General features: G+C 70.7%; 16 protein-coding genes. 13 read left to right on the top strand and 3 right to left on the bottom strand.

Going from position 1 to position 14,763, the window contains the following annotated elements; genetic code table 11:
* Nucleotides 1-11: 11 nt before the first annotated feature.
* The 3 genes from J5X86_RS28505 to J5X86_RS52565 all read left to right on the top strand — a co-directional run bounded on the left by J5X86_RS28505 (nt 12) and on the right by J5X86_RS52565 (nt 2,729).
* Nucleotides 12-452: a hypothetical protein gene (locus J5X86_RS28505; protein ID WP_208519574.1), complete on the top strand. Its 441-nt coding sequence runs from the start codon at nt 12-14 to the stop codon at nt 450-452.
* A gap of 265 nt (nt 453-717) precedes the next feature.
* A complete protein-coding gene (locus J5X86_RS28510; protein WP_208519575.1) occupies nt 718-1,413 on the top strand; it encodes a response regulator transcription factor in 696 nt (231 codons plus the stop codon).
* The gene (locus J5X86_RS52565) at nt 1,410-2,729 is read left to right on the top strand and encodes a cell wall metabolism sensor histidine kinase WalK (protein ID WP_208519576.1); all 1,320 of its coding nucleotides are present in this window, start codon (nt 1,410-1,412) and stop codon (nt 2,727-2,729) included. Before J5X86_RS28510 ends, J5X86_RS52565 begins: the two co-directional genes overlap by 4 nt.
* 23 nt (nt 2,730-2,752) lie before the next feature.
* Here the strand turns inward: J5X86_RS52565 and J5X86_RS28520 are convergent, their stop codons facing one another.
* From J5X86_RS28520 to J5X86_RS28530, 3 genes are read right to left on the bottom strand one after another with little or no spacing between them, the layout of a single operon-like run.
* Nucleotides 2,753-3,631, bottom strand: a complete 879-nt coding sequence (locus J5X86_RS28520) for a LysR family transcriptional regulator (RefSeq protein ID WP_208519577.1) — start codon at nt 3,629-3,631, stop codon at nt 2,753-2,755.
* Nucleotides 3,615-5,171, bottom strand: coding sequence for an MFS transporter (locus J5X86_RS28525; RefSeq protein WP_208519578.1), 1,557 nt, complete (start codon nt 5,169-5,171; stop codon nt 3,615-3,617). The genes J5X86_RS28520 and J5X86_RS28525 overlap by 17 nt, the downstream gene beginning before the upstream one ends.
* A 41-nt stretch (nt 5,172-5,212) precedes the next feature.
* Nucleotides 5,213-5,809 carry a flavodoxin family protein gene (locus tag J5X86_RS28530; protein WP_208519631.1) on the bottom strand — a complete coding sequence of 199 codons (597 nt, stop codon included), beginning with the start codon at nt 5,807-5,809 and terminating at the stop codon, nt 5,213-5,215.
* Nucleotides 5,810-6,019: 210 nt separating this feature from the next.
* Between J5X86_RS28530 and J5X86_RS28535 the strand changes: the two genes are divergently transcribed.
* From J5X86_RS28535 to J5X86_RS28580, 10 genes are all read left to right on the top strand, one after another.
* Nucleotides 6,020-6,826: a 2-amino-3,7-dideoxy-D-threo-hept-6-ulosonate synthase gene (locus J5X86_RS28535; RefSeq protein ID WP_078646299.1), complete on the top strand. Its 807-nt coding sequence runs from the start codon at nt 6,020-6,022 to the stop codon at nt 6,824-6,826.
* Nucleotides 6,823-7,863, top strand: coding sequence for a 3-dehydroquinate synthase II (locus tag J5X86_RS28540; RefSeq protein ID WP_208519579.1), 1,041 nt, complete (start codon nt 6,823-6,825; stop codon nt 7,861-7,863). Before J5X86_RS28535 ends, J5X86_RS28540 begins: the two co-directional genes overlap by 4 nt.
* Entirely contained in the window at nt 7,863-9,248 is a 1,386-nt protein-coding gene (locus tag J5X86_RS28545) for a class I adenylate-forming enzyme family protein (protein WP_208519580.1), read from the top strand. The genes J5X86_RS28540 and J5X86_RS28545 overlap by 1 nt, the downstream gene beginning before the upstream one ends.
* Before the next feature lie 63 nt (nt 9,249-9,311).
* Complete coding sequence (locus J5X86_RS28550) at nt 9,312-9,584, top strand: phosphopantetheine-binding protein (protein ID WP_078646301.1); 273 nt, start codon at nt 9,312-9,314, stop codon at nt 9,582-9,584.
* Nucleotides 9,581-9,844 carry a phosphopantetheine-binding protein gene (locus J5X86_RS28555; protein WP_119993863.1) on the top strand — a complete coding sequence of 88 codons (264 nt, stop codon included), beginning with the start codon at nt 9,581-9,583 and terminating at the stop codon, nt 9,842-9,844. The genes J5X86_RS28550 and J5X86_RS28555 overlap by 4 nt, the downstream gene beginning before the upstream one ends.
* Nucleotides 9,834-11,018 (top strand): beta-ketoacyl synthase, encoded by a 1,185-nt coding sequence (locus tag J5X86_RS28560; RefSeq protein ID WP_208519581.1) that lies wholly within the window; start codon nt 9,834-9,836, stop codon nt 11,016-11,018. The genes J5X86_RS28555 and J5X86_RS28560 overlap by 11 nt, the downstream gene beginning before the upstream one ends.
* A complete protein-coding gene (locus J5X86_RS28565; RefSeq protein ID WP_208519582.1) occupies nt 11,015-11,617 on the top strand; it encodes a hypothetical protein in 603 nt (200 codons plus the stop codon). Before J5X86_RS28560 ends, J5X86_RS28565 begins: the two co-directional genes overlap by 4 nt.
* Nucleotides 11,614-13,311, top strand: coding sequence for a class I adenylate-forming enzyme family protein (locus tag J5X86_RS28570; RefSeq protein WP_243981686.1), 1,698 nt, complete (start codon nt 11,614-11,616; stop codon nt 13,309-13,311). Before J5X86_RS28565 ends, J5X86_RS28570 begins: the two co-directional genes overlap by 4 nt.
* Entirely contained in the window at nt 13,308-13,844 is a 537-nt protein-coding gene (locus tag J5X86_RS28575) for a hypothetical protein (RefSeq protein ID WP_243981690.1), read from the top strand. Before J5X86_RS28570 ends, J5X86_RS28575 begins: the two co-directional genes overlap by 4 nt.
* Nucleotides 13,841-14,761, top strand: coding sequence for an NAD(P)-dependent oxidoreductase (locus J5X86_RS28580; protein ID WP_208519583.1), 921 nt, complete (start codon nt 13,841-13,843; stop codon nt 14,759-14,761). Before J5X86_RS28575 ends, J5X86_RS28580 begins: the two co-directional genes overlap by 4 nt.
* Nucleotides 14,762-14,763: the final 2 nt, after the last annotated feature.

Here is a 14,763-nt window from a genome sequence, read left to right on the forward strand (position 1 = left end):
AGGAACACGCGGTGCGGTACGAGGACGGATCCCCTTACGCATACACCCCCGGCATCGGGGTGCCCCAGGGCTTCCACGCGGTCAATGTCGGGTGGCTGGAGCATCAGGACGAGTTCCCCCGCGGTCAGGTGCCCACGGAGTTCGTCCACGCGCTCGCGGTCCTGTGCCGGGACAACTCCACCCATCGCACGAGGGGTTGGCAGAACTGCACACTTGCGCATCCCGAGGGGAAGCCGCCCTATCCCGTCGTGGTGGACGTCGGCGGCACCGAGGTCACCCTCGGCAGCGCCGAGATCAGGGTCCTGGCCCGGGACGGCAGGTGGCTCATCGCCCCCAATCTCGTCCTCCACTACGTCATCGCCCACGGCTACCTCCCGCCACGAGAGTTCATCGAGGCGGTGACGGCGCGGCGCGCGATCCCGGAACCGCCCTCCGGAATGCCGCGGTTCTAGCCATCGGCGACGGACACCGTCGAGTGGACCGTCGCCCAGGTCCGCAGCCTGACCCCGGGGAGCGGCGGCAGGCGGCTGATCATCACCAGCCATAACCATCTCGCGGATCCGGGCGTGCACCCTGTTCAGCAACCCCTGATGTCGCACCGGCGCCGATTGCGGTGACTTCGGCCCTATCGCGAGGGATCTGAAGCCCTTTGGACCCGTCGCCCGACGGCCGAGATACGACGCGCTGCGCCCACATCCGGACTGTCAAGATGAGCGAATGATCTACCCAGCCGATATAGACCGGTCGACTGCGGATCAGCAACGGCTGTTACTGATCGAAGACGACCGGGAAACCGCAGACATGCTGGCCGAATTGTTCAGCTCAGAGGGCTACGACGTCGATGTGGCATTCGACGGCCACCGGGGGCTTCATCTCGGTCTCAGCCGAAGACATCAGGTGATGGTCATCGACCGCATGCTTCCGGGCATCGAGGGCCTGGACCTGGTGAAACGATTACGGCGGGTCGGTGTTACCACCCGGGTCCTGGTACTGACCGCGCTGGGCGAACTCGGCGAGCGGGTCACCGGCCTCGATTCCGGCGCGGACGACTATCTGGTCAAGCCCTTCGAAGTGGACGAACTGCTGGCCAGGGTGCGGGCGCTGCACCGGCGCGACCTCTCGGGCGCCGAAATCCTGCCGCTCGGCGACGGAGAGCTGGACCTGCGGCGCCGCGAGGTCCGCCTTGCCGACGGCACGGGCATCGAACTGTCCTTGCGGGAATTCGGCCTGCTCCACGCGCTCGCCGAAGGTCCCAAGATCGTGCACGACCGTTCACACCTTCGCGAGCGGGTGTTTCCCGATACCTCGGCGGAGTCCATTGTCGACACCTATGTCTACTACCTGCGGCGGAAACTGGGCCGCGCCGTCGTCCGCACCGTGCGCGGGCGCGGCTACCAGATGGGGACGCTGTGAATTCGATTCCGATCCGTTTCCCCCGCCGCACGGCGCCGAGCCCCGAGCGGCGGAGGCTCTCCTCCGCCCAGTGGACGATAACCCGGCGCATCTCGCTGGTGATGTCGGTGATCATGTTGATCATCGGGGTCATCGTCTATGGCGTCATGCTGTTCGCCCAACGCGCCGACGCGGAGCGCGAAACCCAGTGGGGGATCGACCACAACACCATCGACAGCCCGCCGGTCTGCGTGTGGATGACCGTGGAGCGGAACGGAGTGATCAGCAGCACCCCCGGCACCCCCGCCGGGCTACCCGTGAGATCCAGCCTGGCCGCGGTCCGCGCGGGCGCTCCCGCGGTGCTGGAACGGGTGCGGCGAGGTGGCGAGGAGTACACGGTGCGCACCGCATGGCGTGGTGCGGAGGTCGTTCAGGCGGCCTACGGTGAACGGTTCCAGCGCGCCGACCGCAACCATCTGCTGCTCGCCTTCGCGGCGGCCGAGGCAGTCGGTCTGCTGCTCGTGGCCGTCGCCAGCGGCATGCTCGCGCGACGGGCGATGCGGCCGCTCTCCGAGGCACTGGACCGGCAGCGGCGGTTCGTCGCGGACGCCAGTCATGAATTGCGCACCCCGCTGACCCAGTTGCACACCCGCGCCCAGTTGCTGGTCCGGCGCTCCGGCTCGGCCACCCCGCAGCAGCTCGCCACCGACCTCCGGCGCCTGGTGACCGGAACTCGGCAGCTCGGTGACGTCATAGACGACCTGCTGCTGTCCGCGCGGCTGTCCCAGTCGCCGGGATCCCGCGATCCGGTCGACCTGGCCACGCTCGCCGAGGAGGCGGTGTCCGCCGAGGACGCCAGAGCCCATGCGATGCGGCTGACCGTGCGTCTTCGGTGCGGGCCGGGGCGGCATGTGGTGATGGGCACCACGTCGGCGTTGCGCCGGGTGATCTCCGCGCTGGTCGACAACGCGATGGGGCACACTCCGCCCGGTGGGGAGGTCGTGGTGTCCGTGGACGCCCCGCTTCCGGGCATCGTGTCGCTGTCCGTACGCGACACCGGCGTGGGGTTCGCACCGGAGGAGGCCACGCGCATGTTCGAGCGGTTCGCCAGGGGGACCGCCGGCCGCGGCAGACGGTTCGGGCTCGGATTGGCGCTGGCCCGCGAGGTGATCGAAAGCCATGGGGGGCGGATCACCGCCAACGGACGGCCGGGGCACGGTGCGCTGTTCACCGTGGAGCTGCCGGCGGCGCGGGTGGGGGAGACCATCCCACGGCAACGGACGATCGCCTCGTGTCTCTCCGCGGGAGGCAGACGGCCGGACATCTCCGGGCACTGACGCGATCGGGGCCAGGGCCCGGCTCATGATGCCTGCGGCCGGCGCCAGTCGAGCGCACCGCTGTCGAGGTCCTCGGCGAGCCCGGACAGCGGCGACTCGGCGTCCCACACCAGCCGTGTCCGGCGCCACAGCCGGCCGTTCGCCAGCCGTTTCAGCGCGACCCCGGGGCAGTGATCGCCCGGCGCGAAGAAGGCCCCGATCGCGTTCCCGGCGCTCACGATGGCCGCCGCGGTCGTCTGGTCGGCGCCGAAATACCGGAACCGAGGGGTGAACCCCGCACGCTCGCAGGCGATCCTCAGGCTCAGGCCGAGACCGTCGGAGCGGTCGCCGGGGGCGACCCAGGTGTCCTCGGCCAGTTCTTCGAGGGTGATCAGTTGCCGATGGGCCAGCCGGTGGCCGGGGGACAGGCCGATCAGCACCGGTTCGGTATCGAGGTCGCGGACGGTGAACTCGCGGACCGGGGGCGGCACGACATCGGGGAACTCGCTGATGACCGCGAGCGCGATCTTCTCGGTGCGCAGCAGCTCCAGCACGGCCTGGGAGGAGGGTTCCAGATAGGTGAGCTGTTCGTGGTGCGGCAGCCGCTCCCGGATGAGCACGGCGATCAGGGGCACCCAGGGGTTGTCCACCCCGCCAAGACCGACGGCCTGCGGCGGTTCGGCCGGCTGGGCCAGTGTCCGTGCCGTGGAGAGCAGATCACCGAACTCGTCGAGCAACTGCCGGGCTCTGCCCAGGACATGGACGCCGAGCTCGGTCGGCTCGACACCGTGCGGGCGGCGGCGGAACAGCGGCCCGCCGAATTCCTGCTCAATGCGTCTGAGCTGGGTGGACAGGCCGGATTGGGCGATCTGCAAAGTGGCGGCCGCATGGCTGATGCTGCCCGACTCAGCCACGGTGAGCACGATCCGAAGATGGCGCAGCCCCATATCCACTTCCTGCCTCCGTCGTTGATGGTCGCGGCCGGAAATATCCGATGACGAGGACGGCACCGGCCAGGGACAGCAGTGCCGTCCACGCGGCGGTGACGTACATGGCGTGCAGATAGGCCCGGTTCGCGGCGGCGAGGAGATCGGGGTGGTTCAGCGATCGCGCCACCGTCCGGGTGGCCTCCGCGGAGTCCAGGGCCTTCTCCCGTGGCCCGGGAGGCAGATCGGTGAGCGAGGGCCGGATGGCCCCGCGGTAGGCGGTGGCGAGCAGGGAGCCGAGCACCGCGACCCCGAGGGTGCTGCCCACCGGCCGGGCCGCGGCGTTGATCGCCGCGCCGGCGCCGGTGTACCGCGGGGGCAGAGAGGCCATCATCTCCGTCGTCATCGGCGCCACCACCAGGCCGATGCCGGTGCCCTGCGCGAAGAGCACCCCGGCGATCCAGGCCACCGGAGTGCCCGCGTCGAAGAACACGTAGCTGCCGAAGGTGATGCTGGAAAGGAGTATCCCGGCGACCGCGCACCAGCGGACGGTCAGCAGCCGGGACACCGTCGGGGAGATCTGGTTGCCGAGCACGATGCCGCCCGCGGCGGCCGACATCACGGCCCCGGCGGCCAGCGTCGACAGTCCGTGCACCCCCTGCAGATAGAAGGCGCAGTAGAAGAGCTGCCCCGCCAGGCCGAAGAAGAGCAGCAGCAGGGTCACGGTGCCGCCGGCGAAGCGCGGCTCGGTGAACAGGCGCACATCGAAACCCGGCGTGGCTCGGCGGCTCTGCGACATCACGAACGTCACCAGCAGGGCGAGACCGACCGCTATGGGCAGCAGCGCGGCCGGGCTCGACCAGCCGGCCGGGCGGCCGCCCCGGATGACGCCGTACACCACAAGACCCAGCCCCAGTACGGAGAGCGCCAGGCCCAGTGGGTCGAGCACCCTGCGCTCGGCGTAGCGCAGCCCGGGCACCAGGAGCCACACGCCGAGCAGGCACACCGCCACCACCGGAAGGTTGACCAGGAACACCGAGCCCCACCAGAACCGGGTCAGCAGCGCACCGCCCACCACCGGTCCGAGCGCGACGGCGGCGCCGCCCGCGGAGGCCCAGACCGCGATCGCCCGGGTCCGGTCGGCCGGCGCGCTGGCGCGGGTGACGATCGCCAGCGTCGCCGGTGTGATCAGCGCCCCGCCCGCGCCCATGAATCCACGGGTGACGGTCAGCTCCGTGGCCCCGGCCGAGAACGCGGCCAGTGTGGAGGCGCCGGCCAGCAGTACCAGCCCGGTGACCAGGATGCGGCGCGGACCGTAGCGGTCGGCGAGAGCGCCTCCGGCGAAGCTGCCCGCGGCGAAGACCAGCGAGTACGAGGCGTTGGCCCACGCCAGGTCGGCGGAGCTCGCCCCGAGCCCGTGCACCGGATCGGCGAGGGTTTCCATCGCCACGTTGAGGACCGTGTTGTCCAGCAGGACCAGCGTCTGCGCCAGGACCGCCACGGCCACGGTCCACCACTGCCGGGCAGAGGTGGCCACGGCGCGACCCTCGCCCCCGGCCGGCACCGCGGGCCGGTGTCTCACGGCTCCAGCGCTCGTCTGCCCGCGACAAGGGTCCGGGCGAGTTCCGCGACCCGGTGCCCGAGATGTTCCGCGGTGGCGAGGTCGGACTTGTGCACCGCACCCGATCTGTCGTCCACCGCGGACTGCGCGGCGGCGCCCTGGAAGAAGCCGAGCCGGTTCAGGTCGAACTCGCTGCCGGAGGAGGAGTTCCAACCGGGGGGCAGGCCGAGGCTGGCCCAGAGCATGCCGTGCTGTGCGGCGAGGGTGGCGAAATAGCTCAGGGTGCCGGCCTTGTCTCCGGCCATCGAGCCGGAGTTGGTGAAACCCGCCGCCAGCTTGTCCTGCCAGCGGCGGGTGAGCCAGCGTCTGGCGCTCGCCTCCGCGAAGGTGTGGAAGGCCGACGAGGCCGTGCCCATATAGGTCGGCGCGCCGAAGATGATCGCGTCGGCGTCGTCGAGCCGATGCCATTCCTGATCGGTGATCCGGTCGACCTGGATGGAGGCGACCTCGGTGTGCGGGACCCGGCTCGCTCCGGCTCGTACGGCCTCCCCCAGCCTGGCGGTGTGACCACGTCCGCCGTGACAGGCGATCGAGATGCGTACCGGGTCGGTCAAGGCGGTCAAAACAGCCTCCTCGAAAACGCGGTTTCGGCTCCGGCGGAATAGCCGTCGGACAGCCTGTCAGAGCAATCTCAGAAATTCCTCAGAGTCGCATAACCGCAGAGTGATGGAGATTCGATATCCGCTCGGCTCTGCGTGGACGTGCCATTCTGGCCGAGCAATCCCCCTGCGTGGTTCGCCCCTTGGGAGAGGTGTGCCTGGCACATGACCGATATTGGTAAATCATTCCGGATGCGGAGGCTCTCGGTCGTCGGTGACGGAAGATATCTTTTCGTCCCGCTCGACCACAGTGTGTCCGATGGGCCGGTGGTGTCCCAGGCCCGCTGGAACGGGCTGTTGAGGGCGCTGGTGGACGGCGGCGCGGACGCGGTCGTCGTCCACAAGGGCCGGGCGCGGGCGATCCCACCGGACATCCTGCGCCGCTGCGCCCTGGTGGTTCACCTGAGTGCGGGTACTGCGCACGCGGCCGACACCGATGCCAAGGTGCTCGTCGGCGACGTCGAAGAGGCCGTGCGGCTGGGCGCGGACGCGGTGAGCGTGCATGTGAACCTCGGATCGGACACCGAGCACCGGCAACTCACGGATCTCGGGGCCGTCGCGGCCTCGTGCGACATCTGGAACATGCCGCTGCTCGCGATGATCTACCCGAGGGGGCCGCGGATCGCCGATCCGCACGATCCCGCGCTGCTCGCACACGCGGTCAACATCGCCGCGGATCTCGGCGCCGACCTGGTGAAGACGTCGATCGCGCTGCCGATGGACCGGATGGCCGAGGTGGTGAACAGCTGTCCGCTGCCGGTCCTCGCCGCGGGTGGCCCGCCCGACGGCTCGGACCTGATCAGTCACGCGACCTCGTTGATGCTCGCCGGCTGCCGCGGCCTCGCGGTCGGCCGTCGGATCTTCTCCTCGCCCTCACCCTCCTCGCTGGTGGCGCGGCTCGCCGCCGTCGTGCACGCCGTCGATGCCGGAACGACCCCCCACCCCCCGACGATCGCGACAGGAGCCGCATGAAGTTCGCATGGATCGATCTCCGAGCCGTTCCGCAGACCCAGCTCGAGTCCATCGTCGACGCCGCCATCCACACGCGGATGCAGGGTGTGCTCTGCGATGACGAATCCGTCCTCACCGCTCTGCCCCCCACCGTCACCGGAGTCACCACCACGGTGGTGACCGAGGAGAAGGAGCTGTACGACCTCGGCGCCGACACCGCCGCGTGGGTCGACGTACACGACGAACCCTCGCTGCGGCTGGCGTGCGAGGCCGCCGTCGTGCTGCCCTTCACCGTGGTCCGCTTCGCCGACCCGACCAAGATCCCCCTGGAGATCGTGCTCGCCGCCGCGGACCGCTCCGCCGGAAAGCTGATCACCGTCTGCGCCGATCTGGAAGAAGCCGCCACCGTCCTGGAAGTGCTGGAACGCGGTTCGGACGGAGTCCTGTTGGCTCCCTCCGACGCCGGCGAGGTGTTCGCGCTGGCCCGGCTGCTCGAAGCCGGAACCTCTCCGCTGGAGCTGACCACGCTGACCGTCGAGCGCATCGAGCACCACGGGCTCGGCGACCGGGTGTGCGTGGACACCTGCACGCATTTCGCCGAGGACGAGGGCATCCTGGTCGGTTCGTACTCGACCGGCTTCATCCTGTGCTGCAGCGAGACCCATCCGCTGCCGTACATGCCGACCCGCCCGTTCCGGGTCAACGCCGGCGCCCTGCACTCCTATGTGCTCGGCCCGGAGAACCGGACCAACTACCTGAGCGAACTGCGCTCGGGCAGCACGACCCTGGCGGTCGACGCCGAGGGCCGGACCCGGCCGGTTACGGTCGGCCGGGCCAAGCTGGAGTCCCGGCCGCTGCTGACCATCACCGCGAGGTCGGCCGACGGCATCGTGGTGAGCCTCACCGTCCAGGACGACTGGCATGTGCGGGTGCTCGGGCCCGGCGGCAAGGTCCACAACGTCACCGAGCTGCGGGGCGGCGACGAACTGCTCGGCTACCTGGCCACGGACCAGCGCCATGTGGGCTTTCCTATCGGCGAATTCTGCAAGGAACACTGATGAGCGCCCATATGCGGGAGCTCCTTGACACGCTGTTCGACGCCCATCCCGGTGACGTGCCCTACCTCGTCCACGGTGAACACCCGGTGAGCCGTGGAGAGGTCCGGACCGCCGTAGCCGTGGAAGCGGCGGTCTTCGCCGGGCACGGCGTCGGCGAGGGGCATACGGTGATGCTCCAGATACCACCGAGCTGCACCCAGATAGAGGTACTGCTCGCGCTGTGGCGGCTGGGCGCCCAGGTGATGCTGGTGGACCACCGGCTCAAACCGTCGGAAGTGGACGCCCTGCGCTCGTTGTGCCACCCGCAGTTCATGGTCGGCGCGGGTACGGCGGGCCGCTCGTCGCTCAGATTCGAGCCCAGGTACGAGGTGGTCACCTCCCGGTATCCGGACGGTCGCCCGGCGGCGACCGAGCACCGGCTGGTGCAGTTCAGCTCGGGTTCCACCGGGCTGCCCAAGGTGATCGGGCGGACCGCGGCCTCCCTGTCGGCCGAGATCGAGAGGTTCACCCGGATCGAGGGGATGCCGACCCCTGGCGAGCGGGTGTTGCTGCTGAGCTCGACCGCGCACAGTTTCGGCCTGATCGCCGGGGTGCTGCACTCCCTCGCCGCGGGCGTCTCGGCGGTCTTCGCGCGACGGGTGTCGGCCAAGGACATCCTGGCCGCCGCCGCGCGTCACGACGTCCACATGATCTTCGGCACGCCGTTCCACTACGACCTGCTGAGCACCGCCCGGGACCTGCCCGCCCTGCCCGCCCTGCGTGCGGCGGTCTCGGGCGGGGAGATCATGCCGTCGCAGACCGCCGTGCGGTTCGCCGACCGGTTCGGCACCGGGGTCGGCGAGTCGTACGGGACCACCGAAACCGGCGTCATCGCGATGGAGGTGAGCGGCGCCTCGAGGCCCTCGGTCGGCCGGCCGGCACCCGGCGTGCGGCTGCGCATCCGCGAGGGGGAGCTGGACGTCTGGCTGCCGGACGGCTCGCCCTATCTGCACGATTCCGGCGGCGACCGGTACGCCGACGGCTGGCTGCGCACCCATGACCGGGCCGAGCTGGATTCCTCCGGCGCCGTGCGGCTGCTGGGCCGTGGCGACTCCCTGGTGGTCATCGGCGGCCTCAAGGTCGATCTGACCGAGGTCGAAGCCGTGTTGTGCCGGCACCCCGGGGTCAACGGGGCTGTGGTCGTGCACGCCGGCGCCACCGAAGCCTATGTGTCCGTCGCCTCGGATGGCCCCTCGTCGGGGGAATTGCTGCGCTGGTGCCGGGACCGGCTGGCCGACTACAAGGTGCCCCGTGTCGTCCACGTCCTGGCGGACCTGCCCCGCACCTCCAACGGCAAGCTCGTCAGGCGCCGCGACGCCCTGCTCGCCCGCGCTCCCGACCGTTGACACGCCGACCGCCCCTTGCCGCCCACCCCCATCGATTCCCGTGGCACAGAAAGGTTGCTCACCATGCAGACGGCGTTGCAGAAGGAGATCCGCGACTTCGTGCTCAGCACGATCAGCGAGGAGATGAACCATCCGCTCGACGCGGACGAGATCAGCGATGACAGCCCCATGGGCACCGGCGGAATCGACATCGACTCACTGGGCCTGATCGAGCTGCTCCTCCGCCTGGAGCGCCGGTTCGACGTGAAATTCCCCGACGGTGACATCGAACAGGCCGGTGCGATGAACCTGGGCGACCTGATCAACGAGGTCGTCGGGCGGGGCGCCACGGCATGACCGCGGAATCCGAGACCCGGCCGGGGATCACCACCGACGCCGTGCGGGAGCTGCTGTCCGACCCCAAGATCTTCGCCGAACTACCGCCCGGCCTGGACGACGACGCGGAACTCGCCCTGGATTCACTGGGGCTGGTGTGGTTCCTGCACCAACTGGAGCTGCGGTACGGCCTGGAGATCGAGCCGGCGGAAGCGTTCCTCGCCGAGTTCACTTCGATCCGCCGGATCACCGACTACCTGGTGGACGTCCATGAGTCGTGAGGTGCTGCTGACCGGATTCGGGGTGCGTACGGCCTTCGGTGCCGGGGCGGACGCACTGCGGGAGGGCGTATTCGACGGGAGACCCGCGTTCGCGCCGATCACCCGCTTCGACATCGGCCCGTACCGAACGGGCCTGGCCGCCACCTACGGCCAGGCCGCCCCGCTGCGCGACGTGCTGGCCGAAGTCGCCGCGGCGGCGGTCGGCATGGCCGGGCTGCCGACGGGTGCGCGGGCCGCCGTCCTGGTGGGGACCGCGGGCGATTTCACCGGCCTGACCCGTTTCTGGCGCGCCCTCGACTCTCCCGGCTCACCCGACTCACCCGGCTCTCCCGGCTCTCCCGGCGCGGCGGCCTCCGGCGGCACCGCGGAGACCGTGCCCGCCTGGCAGGCCGAGGCCCTCGCGGACGCGCTCGGCGTGCGTGGCCCCCGGCTGGCGTTCACCGGCGCGTGCGTCGCCTCGGCCGCGGCGATCGCGCATGGCTGCCAGCTCATCGCCTCCGGCCGGGCCGACACCGCGATCTGCGCGGGGGCGTACCTGGTGGAGGAGGAGAACCTGGCCAAGTTCGACTCGGGATTCGCCCTTTCCCGGGACGGAATGGTGCGGCCGTTCTGCGCCGACCGCAGCGGTCTGCTGCTCGGGGACGGAGCCGCCGCCATCGTGCTCGAATCCGTCGACGGCGCCCGGCGCAGGGGGGCGCGTGCGCTCGGTGCGCTGACCGGCTGGGGCGCCGCCGGCGACGCCCACCACATCGCGCGGCCCCATCCGGAGGGCGCCGGGCTGGTCGCGGCCGCCGGCCGGGCCCTGCAGCGCGCGGGCGGCCCGCGGATCGACTACGTGAACGCGCATGGCACCGCGACCCGGCACAACGACCCCGCCGAGACGCGCGGACTGCGCACGCTCTTCGGCGCGGACGCGGCCCGGACGCCGGTGAGTTCGACGAAGAGCACCACGGGACATCTGCTGGAGGCGGCCGGAGCGGTGGAACTCGTGATCACCCTGCTCGCGCTGCGGGACGGGGTCCTGCCGCCCACCGCCGGATTCACCGAACCGGATCCACACTGCGATCTCGACTATGTGCCGAACCGCCCCCACAAGGCCGAACTCCGGCGCGCGCTCACCGTCAACGCCGCGTTCGGTGGCGCCAACACCGCGCTGGTACTGGAGCGAGCATGATCGCCGCGATATCCGGTCCGTCCGCGCCGCCAGTCGCCGGTTTCGTGGAGTCCGCCTTCAACCCGATGGTGTACCAGGCCGTCGAGCGATGTCTGACCGCCCGGCCGGGCGACGGCTCCAGGACCGCCATGGTCCTGGCCAGCACGATGGGGGATGCCGCCACCCTCGATCTCGGCAGCCGTCTGCTCGTGGCCGGGCAGGTGCACAATCCGCTGCTGTTCATGCAGTCCACCGCGAACGCGGTCCTCGGCCGGCTCAGCCGCGAGTTCGCCATCACCGGACCGCTGCTCTGCCTGTCCACCGTGGCGGACCCGGCCGGTGAACTGCTGGCCACCGCGGAACTGCTGCTGGAGGACGAGGAGCTGGACCGGATCGTGCTCATCGGGGTCGAGCTGACCGGCACCGAGCGCACCACGGCGGCGTACCGCGAGCTTCGTACCGGCCCACCCGCCGCGGACCTGGCCGTGGCGATCGTGCTGGATCGGGACGATCCGGTCCCGAGCCTCCCGTCCGACATCCCGCCCGCCCCCTCGGGGGAGTACGGCACCCTTCGCGGCCTGGTCGAGCTGGCCGCCCGAATCCAAGGAACCACATCATGATCACCAAGCAGGAACGCGCGCGGATCAGCGAGGACGCCGCTCTGGGGGCCGGGAATGTGATCCACCGGCTGAAGGCGTACGGCAGATCCCTCGACGAGCAGGTCCTGTGGACCGACGCCACCTGGCAGGCCCCGGACGGCGGCCACCCCGAGGTGCTGACCCTGGGCGAGCTGCACGAGGCCGTGGAGATCTACGCGAGCTGGTACCACGCACAGGGCGTCGGGCCCCGCGACCCGGTGGCGATCCAGACCTATTCCAGCACCGAGTTCGCCATCAACTTCCTCGCCCTCACGTCCCTGGGCGCGATCCCCTCCTTCGTCAACGGCAACCTCCGCCCGGAGATCGCCCGCGAGTATGTGCGGCGCCAGGGCGCGGTGGGAGCCGTCACCGACCGGGCCCATCACGCGGTCCTCGCCCCCGGCCGTGCCGAACTGGGCCTCGGCTTCTGTGTCACGGCGGCCGACATCCGCGCGGAGGACCGCGAGCCCGTCCCCGCGGCCTATCCGTACTCCCACCACGCCACCGATCCGATCATCATCTCGCACTCCTCGGGCACCACCGGGATGCCCAAGGCCGTTCCGCACACGCATCAGACCCTGCTGTATGCGCAATTGCACCGGCTGAAGCTGTCGGTCGGCTCCGCGATGGGCAGGCTGCTGGTCGCGCTGCCCGGCTCGCACAACGCCGCCATCTCGGTCATGCTGTTCGGCTTCCTGCTGCGCTCGCCCGTATCCATGCTGTCCAGCCAGAGGGGGATCGACGTCCTGGACGCCATGGAGTCGTTCCGCCCCACCACGGTGTTCGCGTTCGCCGGAACCTACGGGGAGATGGCGGCCCAGGATCTCTCCGCCCGCGATCTGTCCAGCGTGGAGGCGTGGTACAACACCGGGGACGCGGCGCACGAGACCCATATCAAGGCGCTGATCGAGCAGGGCAGCCATGAGACGGTCGGCCGGGACCTGAAGCGGTGCCGGGTCCCCGGCTCCGTTTTCACGGACGGACTCGGCTCCTCCGAGACCGGCTACTCGCTCTTCCACAACGGACACAAGCCCGGCAGGTCGTCCTTTTCGCGCTGCGTCGGGAAACCGATGAGCTTCGCCGAGGCGGCGGTGCTCTCCGAGGACGGCACACCGCTGCCGCCCGGCGAGATCGGCCGCCTCGGCGTGCGCTCGCCCACGCTCACCCCCGGATACTGGAACGACTCGCTGACCTTCCACCGGCTGCGGCTCGGTGGCTACTGGCTCACCGGCGATCTGTCCTATCGGGACGAGGAAGGAAACTTCTACCACCTGGACCGCGCGCCGGACGCGATCCGCACCCCCACGGGCATCGTGTTCAGCACCCGCACCGAGGAGTTGCTGCTGCGCGAGATGCCCGGGCTCGACGACTGCACGGTGGTGGCGGTCGCGCCCGAGGGCGTACGAGCGGACTGGGACGGCGACGGGACCGCCGACGCCTACGCCCTCCTGCAGGTGCGCGCGGACGCGGCGGACACGGAGACCGATGACGCCCGATGGACGGCCGAGGTCAACCAGGTGCTGGTCGCCGCGGGTTTCCCGCAGCTGACCGGAGCGCTCCGGATGGACGCGAGCGAGGTGGTGAAGGGAGCCACCGGCAAGGTGCTCAAGCGGGAGATGCGCGAACGCTTCCGGGCCCGGGTGGCCGCCGGCGAGCTGGACGGGAAGCTGCGATGACCGCGATCGACCGTACGAGTCCCGGTACCAGTCCCGGTACGAGCCCCCGGCCCAGGACCATGGACGTGTACCGGCAGTGGTGGCTGCACGACGCACGCTGGTACCAGGGGGTGGCGAAGAGGTTCGGACACGCGGTGGCCAATGAGATCAACGCCGAGGCGCTGCGGTATGTGGCCGTCCAGGTGGGCAAACGGGTAGCCCGTCAGTTCGGCGGGAAGCCCGCGGTGGACCTTGAGGAGCTCCGCCGCCGCTACGACGCCTGTTCCGAGTGGATGTTCCCGAGCGAGCTGCGGGACGGGGCGACCGCGGTGCTCCCGGACGGGGAGATCGAGCTGACCATGCGGCAGAACTTCGCCGTGGTGATGGTCCGGATGGCCGGTTCGCTCGACGGCTACAAGTGCCCGTGCACCGACATCCACGCCGGCTGGTCGGAGGGGCTCGGGGTCGAACTCACCCGCAACTGCGCCACCGCGTGTTTGCGGGACGGCGACCCCGCCTGCCGGCTCCTGATGCGGGTCGGGAGCCCGGTATGACCGCTCGTGTCCTTGTCGCCGGAGCCACCGGGGTGATCGGCCGTGCACTGGTTCCGCTGCTCCGGGCCGGCGGCCATCATGTGACCGCGGTGGTACGGGAGCCGTCCCGGGCGGCCGGGCTGGCCCTGGACGGCGTCGTGGTGGCCGACGCGCTGGAAGCCGAGGCAGTGCGCGCGGCAGTGCTCTCGGCCCGGCCCGAGGTGGTGGTGCATCAGCTGACCGCCCTGCGCGGCCCCACCGCGGAGGGCCTCGAGCGGACCGCCCGGCTGCGCACCGAAGCCACCGCGCATCTGATCGCGGCGGCCGAGGCGGCCGGGGCGGAACGGATGGTGGCGCAGAGCATCGCGTTCGCCACGGCTCCCCGCGGCGGGCCGGTGCTCACCGAGGACGCACCGCTGTATGTCGACGCACCGGATCCGGGCTGGGCGCTCACCACGCGCGCGATCGCCGAACTGGAGCGCCGGGTGCTGGGCGCCGCACACCTCTCCGGGACCGTACTGCGCTACGGAACCCTGTACGGGCCGGGCACCCTCTACCACCGCGGCGGTGCGATCGGCGGCGCGGTGGCGCGCGGCAGGCTGCCACTGCCGGAGTCCGCCGCCGGGGTCACCTCGTTCCTGCACATCGAGGACGCCGCACGGGCCGCGGTGTGCGCCGTCGAAGCCGATACCGACGGTGTGTTCAACGTGGCCGATGACGACCCGGCACAGGCCGCGGTCTGGCTGCCCGAGTACGCCCGCCTGCTCGGAGCGCCCCCGCCCCGTACGGTGCCGGCGCAACTGGCCGAGCGGTTGCTGGGCTGGCTCACCAGCTACCAGCTCACCGCCATGCGCGGCGCGGCCAACGACCGCGTACGGCAGGCGCTCAACTGGAAGCCCTCGGCACCGAGCTGGCGGACACGACTGGCCGACGACTGACC

It is taken from the genome of Streptomyces sp. NEAU-YJ-81, assembly GCF_017592595.1.
Classification (GTDB): Bacteria; Actinomycetota; Actinomycetes; order Streptomycetales; family Streptomycetaceae; genus Streptomyces; species Streptomyces hygroscopicus_B.

What these genes read in the sequence shown, in the direction of transcription:
- J5X86_RS28540 (WP_208519579.1), top strand. Translation starts at nt 6,823, where the DNA reads ATGAAGTTCGCATGGATCGATCTCCGAGCCGTTCCGCAGACCCAGCTC.
- J5X86_RS28570 (WP_243981686.1), top strand. Translation starts at nt 11,614, where the DNA reads ATGATCACCAAGCAGGAACGCGCGCGGATCAGCGAGGACGCCGCTCTG.
- J5X86_RS28555 (WP_119993863.1), top strand. Translation starts at nt 9,581, where the DNA reads ATGACCGCGGAATCCGAGACCCGGCCGGGGATCACCACCGACGCCGTG.
- J5X86_RS28580 (WP_208519583.1), top strand. Translation starts at nt 13,841, where the DNA reads ATGACCGCTCGTGTCCTTGTCGCCGGAGCCACCGGGGTGATCGGCCGT.
- J5X86_RS28545 (WP_208519580.1), top strand. Translation starts at nt 7,863, where the DNA reads ATGAGCGCCCATATGCGGGAGCTCCTTGACACGCTGTTCGACGCCCAT.
- J5X86_RS28565 (WP_208519582.1), top strand. Translation starts at nt 11,015, where the DNA reads ATGATCGCCGCGATATCCGGTCCGTCCGCGCCGCCAGTCGCCGGTTTC.
- J5X86_RS28535 (WP_078646299.1), top strand. Translation starts at nt 6,020, where the DNA reads ATGACCGATATTGGTAAATCATTCCGGATGCGGAGGCTCTCGGTCGTC.
- J5X86_RS28560 (WP_208519581.1), top strand. Translation starts at nt 9,834, where the DNA reads ATGAGTCGTGAGGTGCTGCTGACCGGATTCGGGGTGCGTACGGCCTTC.
- J5X86_RS28510 (WP_208519575.1), top strand. Translation starts at nt 718, where the DNA reads ATGATCTACCCAGCCGATATAGACCGGTCGACTGCGGATCAGCAACGG.
- J5X86_RS28550 (WP_078646301.1), top strand. Translation starts at nt 9,312, where the DNA reads ATGCAGACGGCGTTGCAGAAGGAGATCCGCGACTTCGTGCTCAGCACG.
- J5X86_RS28575 (WP_243981690.1), top strand. Translation starts at nt 13,308, where the DNA reads ATGACCGCGATCGACCGTACGAGTCCCGGTACCAGTCCCGGTACGAGC.